Annotated in this window: 18 protein-coding genes; 4 read left to right on the forward strand and 14 right to left on the reverse strand. The window is 57.8% G+C overall.

All coding sequences use genetic code 11. The features are described 5' to 3' along the window. Window positions 1-6: 6 nt before the first annotated feature. The 3 genes from B2590_RS07315 to B2590_RS07325 form a co-directional block, all read right to left on the reverse strand. Window positions 7-684, reverse strand: coding sequence for a NuoB/complex I 20 kDa subunit family protein (locus tag B2590_RS07315; RefSeq protein WP_075195905.1), 678 nt, complete (start codon window positions 682-684; stop codon window positions 7-9). A 72-nt stretch (window positions 685-756) separates the two neighbouring features. Next, window positions 757-1,173, reverse strand: a complete 417-nt coding sequence (gene ndhC / locus B2590_RS07320; protein ID WP_041335332.1) for an NADH-quinone oxidoreductase subunit A — start codon at window positions 1,171-1,173, stop codon at window positions 757-759. A gap of 103 nt (window positions 1,174-1,276) precedes the next feature. Next, on the reverse strand, window positions 1,277-1,504 hold the full coding sequence (locus B2590_RS07325; RefSeq protein WP_051946607.1) for a hypothetical protein: 228 nt from the start codon (window positions 1,502-1,504) through the stop codon (window positions 1,277-1,279). Between the two features lie 169 nt (window positions 1,505-1,673). On the opposite strand from B2590_RS07325, the gene B2590_RS07330 reads away from it, so the two are divergent. After that, complete coding sequence (locus B2590_RS07330; RefSeq protein ID WP_085681406.1) at window positions 1,674-2,918, forward strand: MFS transporter; 1,245 nt, start codon at window positions 1,674-1,676, stop codon at window positions 2,916-2,918. 62 nt (window positions 2,919-2,980) lie between these two features. Here the strand turns inward: B2590_RS07330 and B2590_RS07335 are convergent, their stop codons facing one another. From B2590_RS07335 to B2590_RS07385, 11 genes are all read right to left on the reverse strand, one after another. Continuing rightward, on the reverse strand, window positions 2,981-3,607 hold the full coding sequence (locus B2590_RS07335) for a PQQ-binding-like beta-propeller repeat protein (RefSeq protein ID WP_286809964.1): 627 nt from the start codon (window positions 3,605-3,607) through the stop codon (window positions 2,981-2,983). Between the two features lie 35 nt (window positions 3,608-3,642). Further along, window positions 3,643-4,863, reverse strand: a complete 1,221-nt coding sequence (locus B2590_RS07340) for a helix-turn-helix domain-containing protein (protein ID WP_286809963.1) — start codon at window positions 4,861-4,863, stop codon at window positions 3,643-3,645. A 28-nt stretch (window positions 4,864-4,891) separates the two neighbouring features. Beyond that, window positions 4,892-6,280: a C13 family peptidase gene (locus tag B2590_RS07345; RefSeq protein ID WP_041335328.1), complete on the reverse strand. Its 1,389-nt coding sequence runs from the start codon at window positions 6,278-6,280 to the stop codon at window positions 4,892-4,894. Further along, window positions 6,277-6,843 carry a YdeI/OmpD-associated family protein gene (locus B2590_RS07350; RefSeq protein WP_041335325.1) on the reverse strand — a complete coding sequence of 189 codons (567 nt, stop codon included), beginning with the start codon at window positions 6,841-6,843 and terminating at the stop codon, window positions 6,277-6,279. The genes B2590_RS07345 and B2590_RS07350 overlap by 4 nt, the downstream gene beginning before the upstream one ends. Window positions 6,844-6,996: 153 nt before the next feature. Further along, window positions 6,997-7,608 (reverse strand): LysE family translocator, encoded by a 612-nt coding sequence (locus tag B2590_RS07355; protein WP_286809962.1) that lies wholly within the window; start codon window positions 7,606-7,608, stop codon window positions 6,997-6,999. Continuing rightward, window positions 7,609-8,349 carry an ABC transporter permease gene (locus tag B2590_RS07360; protein ID WP_041335323.1) on the reverse strand — a complete coding sequence of 247 codons (741 nt, stop codon included), beginning with the start codon at window positions 8,347-8,349 and terminating at the stop codon, window positions 7,609-7,611. It abuts the gene before it with no gap. Beyond that, window positions 8,349-9,296: an ABC transporter ATP-binding protein gene (locus B2590_RS07365; RefSeq protein WP_286809961.1), complete on the reverse strand. Its 948-nt coding sequence runs from the start codon at window positions 9,294-9,296 to the stop codon at window positions 8,349-8,351. Before B2590_RS07365 ends, B2590_RS07360 begins: the two co-directional genes overlap by 1 nt. A gap of 20 nt (window positions 9,297-9,316) precedes the next feature. Next, a complete protein-coding gene (locus B2590_RS07370; protein ID WP_286809960.1) occupies window positions 9,317-10,492 on the reverse strand; it encodes an ABC transporter permease in 1,176 nt (391 codons plus the stop codon). A gap of 3 nt (window positions 10,493-10,495) precedes the next feature. Beyond that, entirely contained in the window at window positions 10,496-11,428 is a 933-nt protein-coding gene (gene osmF, locus B2590_RS07375; protein WP_144402214.1) for a glycine betaine ABC transporter substrate-binding protein OsmF, read from the reverse strand. A gap of 230 nt (window positions 11,429-11,658) precedes the next feature. Next, window positions 11,659-12,699, reverse strand: coding sequence for an NAD(P)H-dependent flavin oxidoreductase (locus B2590_RS07380; protein WP_041335321.1), 1,041 nt, complete (start codon window positions 12,697-12,699; stop codon window positions 11,659-11,661). Window positions 12,700-12,716: 17 nt separating this feature from the next. Beyond that, window positions 12,717-13,592: a LysR family transcriptional regulator gene (locus B2590_RS07385; protein ID WP_041335319.1), complete on the reverse strand. Its 876-nt coding sequence runs from the start codon at window positions 13,590-13,592 to the stop codon at window positions 12,717-12,719. A 142-nt stretch (window positions 13,593-13,734) separates the two neighbouring features. Between B2590_RS07385 and gstA the strand changes: the two genes are divergently transcribed. The 3 genes from gstA to B2590_RS07400 are packed head-to-tail and all read left to right on the forward strand — an operon-like array spanning window position 13,735 to window position 14,971. Continuing rightward, the gene (gstA, locus tag B2590_RS07390; RefSeq protein WP_041335317.1) at window positions 13,735-14,337 is read left to right on the forward strand and encodes a glutathione transferase GstA; all 603 of its coding nucleotides are present in this window, start codon (window positions 13,735-13,737) and stop codon (window positions 14,335-14,337) included. Further along, the gene (locus B2590_RS07395; protein ID WP_041335315.1) at window positions 14,334-14,723 is read left to right on the forward strand and encodes a nuclear transport factor 2 family protein; all 390 of its coding nucleotides are present in this window, start codon (window positions 14,334-14,336) and stop codon (window positions 14,721-14,723) included. The genes gstA and B2590_RS07395 overlap by 4 nt, the downstream gene beginning before the upstream one ends. 2 nt (window positions 14,724-14,725) lie before the next feature. Then, on the forward strand, window positions 14,726-14,971 hold the full coding sequence (locus B2590_RS07400) for a tautomerase family protein (RefSeq protein WP_036204364.1): 246 nt from the start codon (window positions 14,726-14,728) through the stop codon (window positions 14,969-14,971). Window positions 14,972-15,008: the final 37 nt, after the last annotated feature.

Below are 15,008 nucleotides of genomic sequence, written 5' to 3' on the forward strand. Positions count from 1 at the left end.
CGTTTGTCACAGTTTGTCCGGCGTTCGCAGTTCGGTGGCCTGGATGCGCTGGTCCCGCCATTTTTCACGCTGGGACGGCATCTCCGCCCGATAGACACCCTGATCGCCCACCACCCAGGACAGCGGGCGGCGTTCTTCCTGGATGGAGTCCTGCAGCAACTGCAACCCCTGCAGAAAGGCCTCTGGCCGGGGCGGGCAACCGGGCACATACACATCCACTGGCAGGAACTTGTCGACGCCCTGCACCACCGAGTAGATGTCGTACATACCGCCGGAGTTTGCGCAGGAGCCCATGGAGATTACCCACTTGGGTTCCAGCATCTGGTCGTAAAGTTGCTGGATCACCGGCGCCATCTTTATAAAGCAGGTACCGGCAATCACCATGAAATCCGCCTGTCGGGGCGAAGCCCGGATAACTTCGGAGCCGAAACGGGCAATGTCGTGGGGCGCGGTGAAGGCCGTGGTCATTTCCACGTAGCAGCAGGACAGCCCGAAGTTGTAGGGCCAGAGGGAATTCTTGCGGCCCCAGTTGACCGCGGAATTGAGAACGTCGCTCAGCTTGCCGGTGAACACATTGCGTTCAAGCTGGCGTTTCACCGGATCTTCCGACGGTTCCTGTTGCCTTACCGGGTATTGCGTGTCACCGTCCGGCGAAGGTTCCGCCCTGGTCAGTGTGTAGGACATGCTGCGCCTCCATGGGCGCTGGTCCCAACAGCGAAATCGCCGTTGGCCCGCGCCGTAATCGGGTGCGTTGAATCAGCCTGCCGGACTACGAGGTCTACCGCTGGATGATTCCGGGGCCCAGTCCAGGGCACCGGTACGACTGTCATAGAGCAGACCGGCCAGCAGAATCAGGATAAAAACCGCCGCGCCCCAGAAACCTGTCCAGCCCACGTCGGGAATGACAATGGCCCAGGCAAACAGGAACACGGCTTCGATATCGAAGATCACGAACAGCATCGCGACCAGATAAAACTTGACGGAAAAGCGTTGTCTGGCATCACCGGTGCCGACAATGCCGGACTCGAAAGGGAGGGATTTGCTGACACCCCGGCTACGCCCTCCAAGCAAGCTGGAGGCACCTACCATAAAGGCACAAAGGCCCAATGTGGCAACGATGAAGAAGCCGGTGGCCCAGTAGCGGACCAGCAAGTCAGTGACGGTGTCTGCCATGCGCTCTCCCTATGAATTCAGGATGAAGCCCTGACTAGAAACCTAACAGTGGATTAGCGTTTGCGCAAATAATGAACGGCGAAAATCAATGACCTGGGGCAACTCAGCCGCCCCTCACACCCAACCTGTCCAGATAGACATGGAGCTCCGCTTCGCTGATGTTGACGTATTCCACCACCCGGCCATAGAGCATAACCGTTGGCACGTTACGACCTTTTAACTCACGCTGGGTTTCGTGTAACACATAGAGAATGATCCGCTCCGTGCGGGTGAGACCGTCACGGGCGTCGGGGATGGTTTCCAGCAGGGTATCGATTTGTTCCGGCGTCAATGAACTTTCTACCTCACATCTGAAGCGCTGTTCTCAACAACGCACGAATTCACACCACAGACGGATCGGCCCCTTTAATTCAAGCGAGACCATCACTACAGTATTTCCGCACAACCCCACAAACTTATACGGACATCCAGACTAGCGGACAAGCGGGGACGGACGATTGATGCGGCAAACCATCATCAGCCTGACGTCACTGATCCTGAGCATCATTCTGCTCATCGCGGGTAACGCTTTCCTCATGACCCTGCTGGGGCTCAGGCTCAGCATCGAAGACTTCAGCGCCAGTGTGATCGGGTGGATCCTGGCGTTCTACTCCATCGGCTTTGTGGCCGGCACGCTCTATGCCGGGCGCATCATTGAAAAGGTGGGACACATCCGCGCGTTCGCGGTTTTCGCTGCGGTGCTTTCTGCCTCAATACTGATTTATCCAATGGCCGTCCAGGCCGGACTCTGGGGTGGCCTACGGGCCGTTGGCGGCTTCGTAATGGCCGGCCTGATGATCGTGATGGAAAGCTGGTTCAGCAGCAAGGCCGACAACCGTAACCGGGCCAGCCTGTTTGCCATTTACCAGGTCATCTTCTTCCTATCCACCGCCGGAGGTCAGGTGCTGATACGCGTTGCCGACCCGGCGGGCTTTATTCCCTTCTCCCTGGCAACCATCCTGGTGGTTCTCGCCCTCACGCCCCTGACAATGACCCGCCGGGAGTCACCGTCGGTTTCGCAGGGTGAACGCCTGTCATTACGTAAACTCTATAACAAGTCACCAACGGGCACGCTCGGCGCACTGATCGCCGGGCTGCTCATCAGTGCCTTCTATGCCATGGGGCCAGTGTACGCCAATCAGATTGGCCTGAACCTCGGGCAGCTCTCCAACTTCATGGCTTCGGCCATCGTGGCTGCCATGCTGATGGCCTGGCCCATCGGGCAACTGTGCGACCGCTTCGACCGATACCGGGTCATGCTGGTGGCCGCCATCGTCGCTGCCGTGTGCAGCCTGGCTGCCGCTGCTATTGGCAACATCAGCATGGTGGCCCTGGTGCTGTTTGTCGGGTTGTACATGGGTATCAGCGCTGCCATCTACCCCATCGCTGTGGCCATCACCAATGACCTGATGGAAACCCACCAGATCACCGCAGCAAGCACAGCGCTGTTACTGAGTTATGGCATTGGCAGCATCATCGGCCCGCTGATCAGTTCCCTGTTCATGGACTTTCTGGGGCCGCGGGGCCTTTTCGTCAGCAATGCCCTGATGCTGGGAGGGCTGATCCTGTTCATGGTGGCGGGGCCGAAGCGCCAACACCCGACTGTGGAGCAGCAGGAGCAGTACTACACCGTCACTCCGGAAGCAGGATTGGGGGTTGAGGAACTTGATCCGCGCAATACGGAGTTTGAATCACGAGACATCTAAGATGCGTAGGATGCGCCTGCAACAACCCCACTGCGCCACCTGTCCATGGATGGTTTTGGCAGCTAATCCGGACAACGAACAACCCTCAATTTTCCACTCTGGCCGCCTCCGCAGAAGAAGCGACTACGACCATCGGCCCCAAGTCCCGATATGCCAACGCCGGACGGCATTGCAATGCTTTTCAGAACGTCCCCGGTCTGAGGGTCGATCTGCCTGATCTCATTGTCGTCACCGTCCCAGGTGGCGTGCCAAAGTTCGCTGTCGATCCAGGTAACACCGGTCACATGTCGGTTGGATTCGATGCTACGAAGAACCTTCCCTGTTTGCGGGTCCAGCTGATGAATCTTGCACGCCTGATACTGCCCCACCCAGAGAGAACCTTCCGCCCATGCCAGCCCCGAGCAGCCGTCTGGCGCAGGGATGGTTCCAAGTACCTCGCCGGTTTTTGGATCAACCTTTTGAATCTGGCTGTCCGCAATCTGAAAGATATGGTGCCCGTCGAAAGCGGTCCCAGCTTGTGCGGGCACACTAAGGGAATCGACCGGCTTGCCGCTATCAGGATCGATCGCATTCAGTTTGTCACCGGATGCGAACCAGACGCGTTGCCCATCGAATGTAACCCCATGGATCTGCTCAGCTCCGTGGAAGGGGCCGTACTCGTTGAGAATCTCTGCACTAAACTGTTTCATGGTCGTCTCCTGGTTGACTGAATCACGTCCCCATATTAGCCAAGGGCCAGTGAACCAGGGAGTAACAAGATTGTCGCGAATCCGGCAATGGGTGGCGTTGTCCAGCGGCGGTTGCGGCCCCGGCCAAACGAGTAAACCTTGCCTTCTGTCGCTAACGTATCGAGTGCCCGCTGCACGCTACGCTGGCCGATATTCAATGCCAGTGCCAGGGCAGAGCTCGACCAGCCCTCACCATCGGAAAGCAGCGCCAGTATAGGTGCGTATTTTTCCTCCACTGGCTGTGCCAGGACGGCCACCTCGCACGCCTCGTGGGGCACCAGAGCAAAACCCCGTGAGGTGGCATCCACGGTTGCCAACGGCTTCAATAACTCACGAAGGCGCCCGATCTCCACCCGCAGGCGTGCACGATGGGAATCATCAGCCTGTTTCATGCGAAATGCCCGTGCAATCAGCTCGTCTCTGGATGCTTCTTTGGGCCAGGCTTCAGCCATGATGCGAAGCAACACGAACAGCACTGGGCGCGTCGCGAGTGACACCACGGCCTCCTTGTGCTTCACGGTATAACGGCACCCGTCGACCACAAACGCCTGGGACGCCATTAACGCTTCTACTTCATTCAGAAGCAGCAACCGCTCACTACCCATCCTGGTCAGGCGAGCGGCGGGCAAGCCCAGGAGTTCAACTTTAATGGCGACTTCAGCCACAAGAGCCGGAATACCGGCGTGCTGTGAGGCGCGTTCGGCCTGCAGGAGCGCATCGCGTGCCACCTGGGTTTCCAGGCGCCGCATAGCGATCCCGGCAACAATGAGTTCGTGGATGGTTCTCAACGCCGGCGGCAACGAGGCAACGTCCGTACCCCCTAGTTCGAACTCAGCTTCATTGAGTCGACCAATCAGCAGCCGGCGCCGGATATCGATATAGCGCGCATGCGTTGCGTTCACCCGGTCGCCATGCTGTTCCAGCACCTCGCGCGCTGCGTCAAGCTTGCGGGATGGCCAGCCGAGATCACGGGAAGCAAGCGCAATTTCCGCCTCGGCCACAATGCACTTTGCGCGTGCCAACGGTTCCTGCGAACCAAAAGCACGGGTAGCGTTGCCTATCAACACCCTGGCCCGGTCCAGTTCTCCGAGCTGGGCCATGGCGATGCCACGCAGCGCAAGCGACGGCGCGTCGTCGCGCAAGGCAACGCAGTTCAGCGCGGCCAACGGGTCGCCCATCGCAAGCGCTCGGCCAGCGGCTGTGATCATCGGGTCCATCGCGAGCTCGTCACGGTGTTTTAGCTTTCTAAGGTGCAGACTGAGGCATCTGGCTCAACCACTCTCGCAGGTTCTCACCCACGTGCGACTGGGGATAGGACCAATTCGATTCCTCCATACCAATCTCTTCTTCCCAGGTTCGGATCTGCTGGTTGATGTCCTCGAACATGACATAAGGGGCGGCCAATGACAGCCCCACACTCTGATAAACCGCCTTGGTGAACCAAGTCATTTCCGAGTCATCACCGCAGCCGAAAGAGGTACGATCTGCCCGGGCGGAGGTCATGATCAGTGTGTCTGCGTCCTTGAGTGGCTCTATCCACTGGCCGGAGTAGCATGCGGAAATCACCAGCAGTTTTCGGCGTATGTTCAGTGGTTCCAGCATTTCCGCAAAATCCTGCGGCGAGAGGTTCGGCAACTCGATACCGGGTTGCTGCAACAGCAGTTGTCCGTTTTGCATACCGTGGCTGACCAGGTGAACCACAAGCAGGTCTTCCTCAGGATTCATCTGCGCATCCAATGCCTCCAGAGCTGAGGCAATGGATGGCCGGGTAGCCAGAGGAAACGTTTCATAGTCCCGGTGATTGAGCAGCATGATGGCGCGGTTTTCCACATCGAACTGCGCCTGAAGGCCAGTCTTAGCAACCTGGATATCGCGCATGAACACCGACTCGGTGCCGTCGCCACCCACGGCCAGGAAGTAGGCATCTGCCACCCCCGCCTGTTCCGGGGCGAGACTCTCGATCTGGTTGCTCAGGCGCTGACGGTCTTCGACGAGAATAGTCTCAGTCAAAAGCGCTGGTTCTTCCGGGACAGATGCTTCCGCGACGTACTCTTCCTGATCGACGAACTCACCAAACTCCCAGGTTCCTGTGAGGCTGCCCAGATCCTCCGATTCGCCGGTAAAGGCGTAGCTGCCTTCCCCGTGGTAATACCAGTCACGGAACTCCCCTTCGTAGGTGCCGTAATCCGTAACGTGTTTTCCCTCCACGGGCTCGCCATCTTCAAACTCAGCGATATAGACACTGCCACCGGCTTCGTAACGCCCCTCACCGTGAAACTCACCGTTCCGGAATTCCCCCTCGTAGCGACTGCCGTCGTCTTCGATTACGCCCTGTCCCGACATCGTCCCTTTCTGGAACTCGCCCTCGTAATGCCAACCCGCCGGGGACTCGAGCTCACCATGGCCGTGCCAGTAGCCCTTCTGGAACTGACCGGTGTAAACCATGCCACTGGCAAATTCCTGAACGCCTTCACCGTGAAAGTAACCGTCCTGAATATCACCGGAATAGGTACTGCCGTCCGGAAGGCGGGCGTCAGGCGGAAGCAGTTGTGGCGCATCGCAGGCGGTGAGCAAAAGGATTGCGACAAGCGGGAAAGCTCGCCGCAGGGGGCTTGATACAACGGGCTTGCTCATCCAGTCTCCTGTGTGTCCGCCGCCTTGGGCGCACTGAGTGCTTTGCTGTAATACCCTGAAGGATCAAAGCAGCAAACGCGCCGCTTTCCCGAGGCCAGCATGTCGCACGCATCGCTAATTCGCTTCGTCCGGGTTTTTGCCTGCTTGGCTGAGACAATCCAATGAATCCAGTCCAGACGCGCGATGGTGGTTGTCTCATTCCAAACCACCCGAGCCTCGGGGGCCGCTTCCAACGCCTCTTGCAGGTCCGAGGGAACTTCTGGTTCAGGTTCCTGGTCCACCGGCCTGATGCCCAAATCAACAACATCACCGACGCTCACACCTGCAGCTTCGAGATGTTCCTTGCTCACCTTTAGCCAATGGCTCAATTGACCATCGGGCTCGAGCGTTACCTGAAAATGATGACCGTTGAGGCTGGCCTCTACCGTTGTTCTTCCCCGCCTGGGAAGCTTTTCGCTTGCCTCCCGGGGCAGAACGATAAAGGCCCAGGGAGCGCCTTCGCCGGGCTTCGCCGGACAAAGTAATTCCGCGTTGAACTGAGAGTTTGTTTCACTTTGCTCCATGCTTTTCCTCCCCTCGACATGCACTAGGCATTACCACTTTCTTTGACTTTATCGCCGACATGTTTGGGAAATCTAACCGATGGCTACACCACAGACAATGGAGCAGTTTCCAACGACTGAAGCACCCATACAAGCGCTGGAAGTGATTCGCCGCTACCTGCTCGCCGTTGCCAGCCCCACCCCAAAACCAACAAACGTCGCCCCACCCAGTTTATTGACTAACTGCCCACCTTTCTCGGAAGAAAGCCAGCCACGGGCTGATCTGGCGAGGCGCGCATACAGCAAGTGGATGGCGACAACCAAAGCGCTGTAAGTCACAACCAAAAGGGCGAACTGGCCGACAAATTCAGTCGAGTAATCAATAAATTGCGGGAATACCGACAAGAAGAAAAAGACGGCTTTCGGGTTTGTCAGTTGCAATGTCAGCCCCTCAAGAAACTGGAGCTTCCTGCTCCGAGCTGCCGTCGTCGCTTCCTCAATTTCGGTGACAGGAGACCGCCACAGTTTTACCCCCAGATAAATCAGGTAGGCGGCACCAATAAACTTCATGATGCTAAACGCCGTCGCCGACGTCGCCAGTACAATGCCCAGGCTTGTGGCTGAAATACCCGCAACAATGAAAGTACCAAAGGCAATCCCCAGAATTCCGCCGAAGGCACCGGACACACCGAACCGAATGGCGTTGGTCAGTGTCAACATAACGCCTGGCCCCGGGCTGAGGACAGTCGCTATAGCGATAACAACAAACAGCAGATAGCTACCCATCTAGACTCCTACGGATTGCAATCGACGATCCCAGGATCGTTCAAGTGCTTCAAACAGGCTATCCGTTGTCAGCGCAAGCAACCCGATCAGAATCGCTCCTTGCAGCACATACGCGGTATTGCCGTTCACCAGCCCGGCGATCACCGGATCACCCAGGGTGCGGGCCCCAATGGTTGAGCCGATAGCGGCGGTCGCGATATTGATAGTAACAGAGGTTCGAATACCCGCGAGAATAACCCTTCCGGCCAGGGGCAGTTCTACTCGCACAAGGACCTGCACTGGCGACATGCCCATACCCAGTGCGGCCTCCCGCACAGCCGGATTGATACCTTCCAGACCCGCCAGGGTATTGCGCAGAATGGGCAGCAAGCCATAAAGGACCAACGCAAGAAGGATCGGAGCCTCGCCGAAACCAAGCACTGGTACCGCCAACGCAAGTACAGCCACCGGCGGAAAGGTCTGGCCAATCGAGGCCACTTGCCCAACCAAGGGCAGGAAATCGCGGCCAAAAGGACGGGTGACAAAGATGCCGCCAGCCACCGCAACGAGAGTACCCATGGCCGCCGATACGACGACCAGCATCAAGTGATTCTGAAGCAGGAATAAAAAGCTCTCCCGTTCATAGATCACCTGCTGCTTGCCCGGCTGCACCCAATTGAACAATGGCTCCAGCACCGGCATGCCGGCACTCAGCGCTAGCAACAGCGAGGCCAAAAGAGTGGCAGGTAACCAGACACGCATTACACGCCTTCCTGGATAATGCGTTCACGGGTAATCACACCTGTCTCCTGCCCCTGCGCATTGAACACCGCGACCTGCCGCAGGTCCTGCCAGAGCATCACGGACAGGGCCAGGCGAATACTGTCCTCCTCCCTGAGCACATGCTCCCCGGGTTCGGACTGCCGCGGCTCGGTGTGATTAGCCATCAGGTCCCGCACAGGCCGCAGGCTCATCAGTTTCAGACCGCGGTCCTGCTTGCCAATCAGGTTTTCAACAAAGTCCGATGCTGGATGGCGGAGGATATTCTCCGGCGTGTCATGCTGGATAATGCGCCCCTGATCCATCACGGCAATCCGGGTGGCCAGCTTCAGTGCTTCATCAATATCGTGGGTCACGAAAACAGTGGTTTTACGGACCTGCTTCTGGATCCGCAGCATTTCCAGTTGGAGGTTTTCCCGCGTTATGGCATCCAATGCACCGAAAGGTTCGTCCATCAACAGAATGTTGGGGTCCGCCGCCAGTGCCCGCGCAACACCGACCCGTTGCGCCTGGCCGCCAGACAATTGCTGGGGGTATTTGTGGGCGTGGGCGCTGGAGTCCAGATCCAGCAAGGTCATCAACTCGTCGACGCGTGCGTCGATCCGCTCCCTCGGCCAGTTCAACAGCCTGGGCACCATGGCGATGTTGCGCGCCACCGTCCAGTGAGGAAACAACCCCGTACCCTGGATCACATACCCCATGTTCAGCCGCAGCTGTTCCGGATTCATGGTGGTGATGTCCTCACCGTCCACCAATATCTCGCCAGCGCTGTGGGGCAAAAGACGGTTTATCATGCGAAGCGTGGTCGATTTACCGCAGCCGGAACTGCCCACCAGCACGCAAACTTCACCGGTTTCGATGGTCAGGTTAACTCCATCCACTGCGATGGTATCGCCGAAACGCCGGGAGACATTTTTCAGTTCAATCATCCGACCAGTTCCTTCCCCTATCAGGCCGTTGCCGGTGTCGGCTTGAGACTGGCCGCCAGCATCGTGAGTAACGCATCAGCAAGCAGCGCCAACGCAATCGTAGGCAAGGCGCCGAGCAACACCAGGTCCATCGCCGCCTGCCCCAGCCCCTGAAATATAAAACCACCGAAACCACCCGCTCCGATGAGGGCGGCTACCGCCGTCAGGCCGATTGCCTGAATGGTTGTGATACGTACACCCTCGATCATCACCGGCAGCGCCAACGGCAGCTTGAGCTGATAAAACACCTGGTGTTCATTCATACCCATACCCCGCGCCGCATCGGCCAGGCTTTCGGGAACTTCGGTAAGAGCCACAAAGGTGTTGCGCACCATCGGCAGCAAACTGTAAGCGATTAACGCCAGCAGCGCTGGCGCCCAACCAATCCCGCGGATGCCAAGATCCTGCAGAAACGGGAGCGCTGACGAGAGCGCACTGAGTGGCGCAATCAGCAAACCAAATACCGCAAGGCTTGGAATGGTTTGCAGAAAACTCACGGCGCCCAGAAGAGGGCGCTGCCAGGCGGGGCTGCGGATCATTTTAAGCGCCAGGGCGAACGCCAAGCCGGCACTGATGGTAACCGCGCCCAAAGCCAGGGCCAGGTGCGTCCAGAGCGCTTGCTGGAACTTGTCGGGGCGAGCGTTGAACTCCCGCACCAGCGACAGACTCTCCAGGCCCTCGCCACGGAGAAAGACAAGCCAGCTTCCACCGACAAACACCAGCAGCATCAACTGCAACCAACGCCGGGCTTCGAGCCGGCCAAGGGACTCAATTAACATCAGCGAAAGCAGAAATAATAGGGACCAGAACCCTGCCCCGACCGACGAACGGGCGTAGGGCGCCCCCTCGGGCAGATGGAGGGCGGCAAACATATCCAGCAACAGCGGCATCGTTGCCAGTGAAAGCCCAATCAGACCGAGCAGGAGCTCATAGCGACGACGTAACGGCAATGTGGACAGCACAATGGTCGCCAGCAGAATCCCCGTAACCAGCCCTGCCCCTGTCCATCCCACGGCCGAAAACAGGCCATGGCCGGTGCCCGGAACAATACGGTTGGGTTGGATAGTACCAAGGTCCAGCAACCAGACCAGTGCCAGGGCCACTCCCCCAAGCACTGGAATGACTCGGTTTGGGCGCAAAGTCTCGGTGATCGCCAAATCTTAGTCCTGAGCCAGGGAATCCAGATAGTCCCGGGCAACGGCTTCGGCAGGCACACCATTCACCGCAACCTGACCATTCAGACGCTGAAGGGTTTCCAGGTCCAGTGACTCAAAGACCGGCGCAAGAACTTCGCGGATGTTCGGATACGTTTCCAGCACCTCCGCGCGCACGATAGGCGCGGGCTGATAGACCGGCTGGACACCCAATGTGTCCTCCATCACCTTCAGATCGAGTGCGTTCAGACCACCATCAGTGCCGTAGGTCATGGCGCCATTCACATCGTTGTCGGTCAGGGCCGCAGCCCGGAGCGTCGCAGCAGTGTTGCCGCCGGACAGGATCAGCAACTGGTCAGACCCCAGTTTGAAACCGTACGCTTCCTGGAACGCCGGCAACGCGCTGGCAGATTCGACAAACTCGGCACTGGCTGCAAACTTGAAGGCGCCGCCGCCATTGATATAGGAAGCCAGATCTTCAAGCGTGTTCAAGCCGTTCTCACGTGCCAGATCGCCCCGCACACTCATGGCCCAGGTATTGTTGGCTTTCGCCGGTGTTAGCCAGACAATGTTATGGGCCTTCTTATCAAGGCTGGCAGCCTGCTCGTAGGCCTTGGCGGCATCTTTCCAGATGTCCCGGTCTGCCTGATCATGGAAGAAAGCGGCATTGCCGGTGTACTCCGGGTACAGATCTATCTCGCCGGCCTTGATAGCATTGCGAACGATGCTGGTCGCGCCAAGCTGCAGGCGGTTCTCAACCGGAATGTTCGCTTCTTCAAGGGTTTGCAGGATCATCTGGCCCAACACAGCGCCTTCCGTATCGATCTTGGACGACACCACCACTGGGTCAGCAGCCATAGCCGGCCCGGCGATCAGAGCAAGGGTAAAAGCCGCTGCGCGGTAAAAAGGGGAGATAGCGGGCACGGTTATTCCTCTCATTGGTTGGCCTTTCTTTGATTATCAAGCCGCCACAACACCCTAAGACGGGCTTCCGGCTGCAGTTATCAGTCTATTGCAGGCAACTACGAAGACAAGGTTAATTTGGCTTCTCGCTGCATCATAGCGTCGACTAGCCCTCAAACATCACCGGCTCTGGCTTGCTGATTCGCGGAAGTCTCAATCTTCCATGCAAACTTGCTCCTGAGCCTGTCACTCGGTTTTGAAGTTACTTACCCACCCAATCCTGCCAGTTCCCGCGTAAGAGCTGCCGCCGAAACCTCCTTGCAGCCACCAACATTCTGTCCCGCCCACAGAGGCGAAAAGTCACCGCTCCCCTCAGCTTCGGCTTTCGCACGTAATGGTGCAATGGCGGATGATGCCAGGGGGAAAGCAGGAGCTTTGGAACTCATCGGCCCCAATTCACGCATTATTCGGTTCACAATACCCCGGGCGGCGCCACCGCTAAACAGATTTGTCAGCGCAGTTACACGGCTGGTCTCTGATTTCAGGGCGGCGCGATGCACTGCTTTGGTTTGAGCTTCGGGACACAACAAATACGCGGTGCCAATCTGCGCTCCGGCCGCCCCAAGCCCCATTGCAGCCTGTACGCCTTTGAAGTCCGCAATGCCGCCAGCGGCGATAACGGGGATTTCCACCGCGTCTACCAATTGTGGAATCAGGGCAAAGGTGCCGACCTGAGTACTGATGTCCCGCGACAGAAAAAACCCGCGATGGCCGCCCGCTTCAAGCCCTTGCGCGATAATGGCATCGACGCCCTGCGCCTCCAGCCAAAGCGCTTCGTCCACGGTTGTGGCGGTCGACAGTATCTTCCCGCCCCACCCTCTTATACGAGCCATCAACTCGGGTGCCGGCAAGCCAAAGTGGAAACTCACCACCGGCGGTTTGAAGTCCGCCAAGACATCCGCTGCCTCAGAGCTGAAAGGGGCCCTTCCCGCTTGCGCGGATACATCATTGGAATCGATACCCAACTCGTCGAAATATGGCGACAGCGCTTCGCGCCAATGATGCTCTGCATCGGCATCTGGCTCTGGGGGCGTGTGACAGAAGAAGTTGACGTTGTAGGGCTTGCTGGTCTGGCTTGTCAGTGCTTCCAACTCTTTTCGCAGTGCTTCAGAGCTAAGCATGGCACAGGGCAACGAGCCCAGCCCTCCAGCATTGGACACCGCTACAGCCAGTTCATGCCCCTGCACACCGGCCATTGGCGCCTGGATGACGGGCAGATCAATTCCCAGCACATTCTGGATGGTCATTTTTTACCTCTAGATTCTTAATTGGTGGAGAGTCGCTCCCAAAGTTCATGGGCAACCACCCCCAGAGCGCCTTCCCGACGACGCACCAGATGAAGCTGTGAACGGCGGATCGGGTAACCTTTCAGATCAAGCGTTACCAGTTCGCCGGCCTCCAATTCACGGGCAATCAAGTGCTCCGGCAGACCGCCCCATCCCATCCTGGCCAGCACGATCTCTTTTTTAGCGGCAAAATCCGACACCGTCCACCGTAGGCTCTCCGGAACCACGTCCCGGCTCTGGTCATATTGCCCCTGCCCGGTACCCGCCACCACAACCTGAACATACGGGCGCATTTCAGCATTGCTCAGCCGCTTGCGACTGCTTGCCGGACCATAGCCGGGATGGGCTACCGGGATGATATTCACGGCGGTGTAGGGCGAAGCATGAACTGCCTCTGTGGAAAGACCATCCATTGTGGCGATGATAAAATCAACCTCGCCCGCCATGAGTCGTTCTGCACTGCCACCCATGGCATCCGACATCAGCCGGATATCCGTGGCTGGGTATGCCTCCTTGAGCTCACCAATCACTGACAGGAGATTACCCAACGGACAAGTGACGGATACCGACAGCCGCACCTCCGCTTCCTGGCTGGCCGACAACTTGCCGGCCAACTCCTTCAGGGCCTGTACCTGGTCCAGTACACCCCGTGCCTGGCGGTAATAGGCCTTACCGGCTGGGGTAAGCACCGGGCGGTAACTCTCCCGGGACAGCAGGGTTAGCCCGGTTTCCTCTTCCAGGCTTTTAATAGCCTGGCTCAAAGCGGGCTGGGATTTGTAGAGCACCTCAGACGCTTTGCGAAAGCTGCCTTGCGTCACGATGGCATCCAGTACACGCAATTGCTCCAGCTTCATCGACGCCTCTTGTTTCTTCACCCAAAGATGATTCTATTAAATTATCATTATCATAATAACTCAATATTATTCTATTCTTATTGCAGGCAGTAATCTCCTCTGTGTCCAAGCCTAGTGCTTATCACACAGAGGAGATCTACCGATGAAACTGTATTTCAAACCCGGCGCCTGCTCACTGGCGACACACATTGTACTTAGAGAACTGGGTATTGATTTCACCCTTGAGCCCGTTGATACCCAAACCCAGCGCACCGAGTCCGGTATCGACTATAAAACCGTCAACCCCAAAGGTTATGTGCCGGCGCTGGATACCGGCAGAGCGGTACTGACCGAAGGCGCTGCGATCCTCCAATACCTGGCGGAATCAACTACATTGATACCCGACGTAGGCACCCTTGAGCGAGCCCGTTTGCAGGAGCACCTGAACTACATCGCATCAGAGCTGCACAAGGCCTTTGGTCCCTTCTTCAAAGCCAGCGCAACGGACGAACAGCGTGCCCAGGCACTGGAGACCATCCCCCGCCATTTCGACTACCTGGAGTCTCTGCTCGACGATGGTCGAGCCTATCTGGTGGGCGACACCTTCACCGTTGCTGACGCCTACCTTTTTGTAGTGTGCAGTTGGGCCGCCGTGCCCGGGATCAATCTCAAGGATTGGCCGTTCCTGAACACCCTCTGGAATCGCATTGCGGCCCGGCCGAGCGTTAAAGCCGCAATGTCGTCGGAAGGACTGGTCGCACAATGAACTCGCCCAAGCCTTACGAAACCATCCCGGTCCTGCTCGAAACCTATTTTGAAGGACTGCACAAGGCCGACAGCGCCATGCTCTCTGGCGTGTTCCATCCGCACGCCCAGTATGTGAGTGCGACACCAGAGGATTACCGGGTACTGTCGTTCGACGAATACCGGAAGGTGCTGGATCAACGGGTGCCGCCAGCAAGCAATGGAGAAACCCGCAACGAGCGCATCATTTCGATCGAAACGGGAGGCCCGACTCTCGCGTTCGCGCGAGTGGAAATGACCATGATGGGGCGCGACTACACCGATTTCCTGACCCTGATCTACGATCAAGGCCGCTGGGCCATCATGGCCAAAATCTTTCCCTATGAAATCACAAGCCAGGGAGACTGACCATGCCGTACGTCAATATCAAAATTACCCGCGAAGGCGGCCCGGAGGGCAAGGGACCCTCTGCGCAACAGAAAGCGGAACTGATCGCGGGCGTTACCGACTTGCTCGTCCGAATTCTGGACAAGAAACCGGCCTCAACCATGGTCGTGATTGATGAAGTGGCGCTTGAGGACTGGGGAATCGGGGGATTGCCGGTGCCAGAATATCGGGCGCAAGTGACAAAGCACAAGACAGCGGCAAGGGAATGAATCACTCCTTGCGATCCCCCTCTGGCAGGATAGTTGG

Origin of the sequence: Marinobacter sp. UBA3604, from assembly GCF_002375325.1 — a bacterium.
In the GTDB taxonomy this organism is placed as follows: Bacteria; Pseudomonadota; Gammaproteobacteria; order Pseudomonadales; family Oleiphilaceae; genus Marinobacter; species Marinobacter salarius.

Bases quoted from the DNA above. Each gene is read 5' to 3' on its own strand.
- B2590_RS07340 (WP_286809963.1), bottom strand. From the start codon at position 4,863: ATGGACCCGATGATCACAGCCGCTGGCCGAGCGCTTGCGATGGGCGAC.
- B2590_RS07355 (WP_286809962.1), bottom strand. From the start codon at position 7,608: ATGGGTAGCTATCTGCTGTTTGTTGTTATCGCTATAGCGACTGTCCTC.
- ndhC (WP_041335332.1), bottom strand. From the start codon at position 1,173: ATGGCAGACACCGTCACTGACTTGCTGGTCCGCTACTGGGCCACCGGC.
- B2590_RS07330 (WP_085681406.1), top strand. From the start codon at position 1,674: ATGCGGCAAACCATCATCAGCCTGACGTCACTGATCCTGAGCATCATT.
- B2590_RS07365 (WP_286809961.1), bottom strand. From the start codon at position 9,296: ATGATTGAACTGAAAAATGTCTCCCGGCGTTTCGGCGATACCATCGCA.
- gstA (WP_041335317.1), top strand. From the start codon at position 13,735: ATGAAACTGTATTTCAAACCCGGCGCCTGCTCACTGGCGACACACATT.
- B2590_RS07395 (WP_041335315.1), top strand. From the start codon at position 14,334: ATGAACTCGCCCAAGCCTTACGAAACCATCCCGGTCCTGCTCGAAACC.
- B2590_RS07385 (WP_041335319.1), bottom strand. From the start codon at position 13,592: ATGAAGCTGGAGCAATTGCGTGTACTGGATGCCATCGTGACGCAAGGC.
- osmF (WP_144402214.1), bottom strand. From the start codon at position 11,428: ATGAGAGGAATAACCGTGCCCGCTATCTCCCCTTTTTACCGCGCAGCG.
- B2590_RS07400 (WP_036204364.1), top strand. From the start codon at position 14,726: ATGCCGTACGTCAATATCAAAATTACCCGCGAAGGCGGCCCGGAGGGC.
- B2590_RS07345 (WP_041335328.1), bottom strand. From the start codon at position 6,280: ATGAGCAAGCCCGTTGTATCAAGCCCCCTGCGGCGAGCTTTCCCGCTT.
- B2590_RS07335 (WP_286809964.1), bottom strand. From the start codon at position 3,607: ATGAAACAGTTTAGTGCAGAGATTCTCAACGAGTACGGCCCCTTCCAC.
- B2590_RS07380 (WP_041335321.1), bottom strand. From the start codon at position 12,699: ATGACCATCCAGAATGTGCTGGGAATTGATCTGCCCGTCATCCAGGCG.
- B2590_RS07350 (WP_041335325.1), bottom strand. From the start codon at position 6,843: ATGGAGCAAAGTGAAACAAACTCTCAGTTCAACGCGGAATTACTTTGT.
- B2590_RS07360 (WP_041335323.1), bottom strand. From the start codon at position 8,349: ATGCGTGTCTGGTTACCTGCCACTCTTTTGGCCTCGCTGTTGCTAGCG.
- B2590_RS07315 (WP_075195905.1), bottom strand. From the start codon at position 684: ATGTCCTACACACTGACCAGGGCGGAACCTTCGCCGGACGGTGACACG.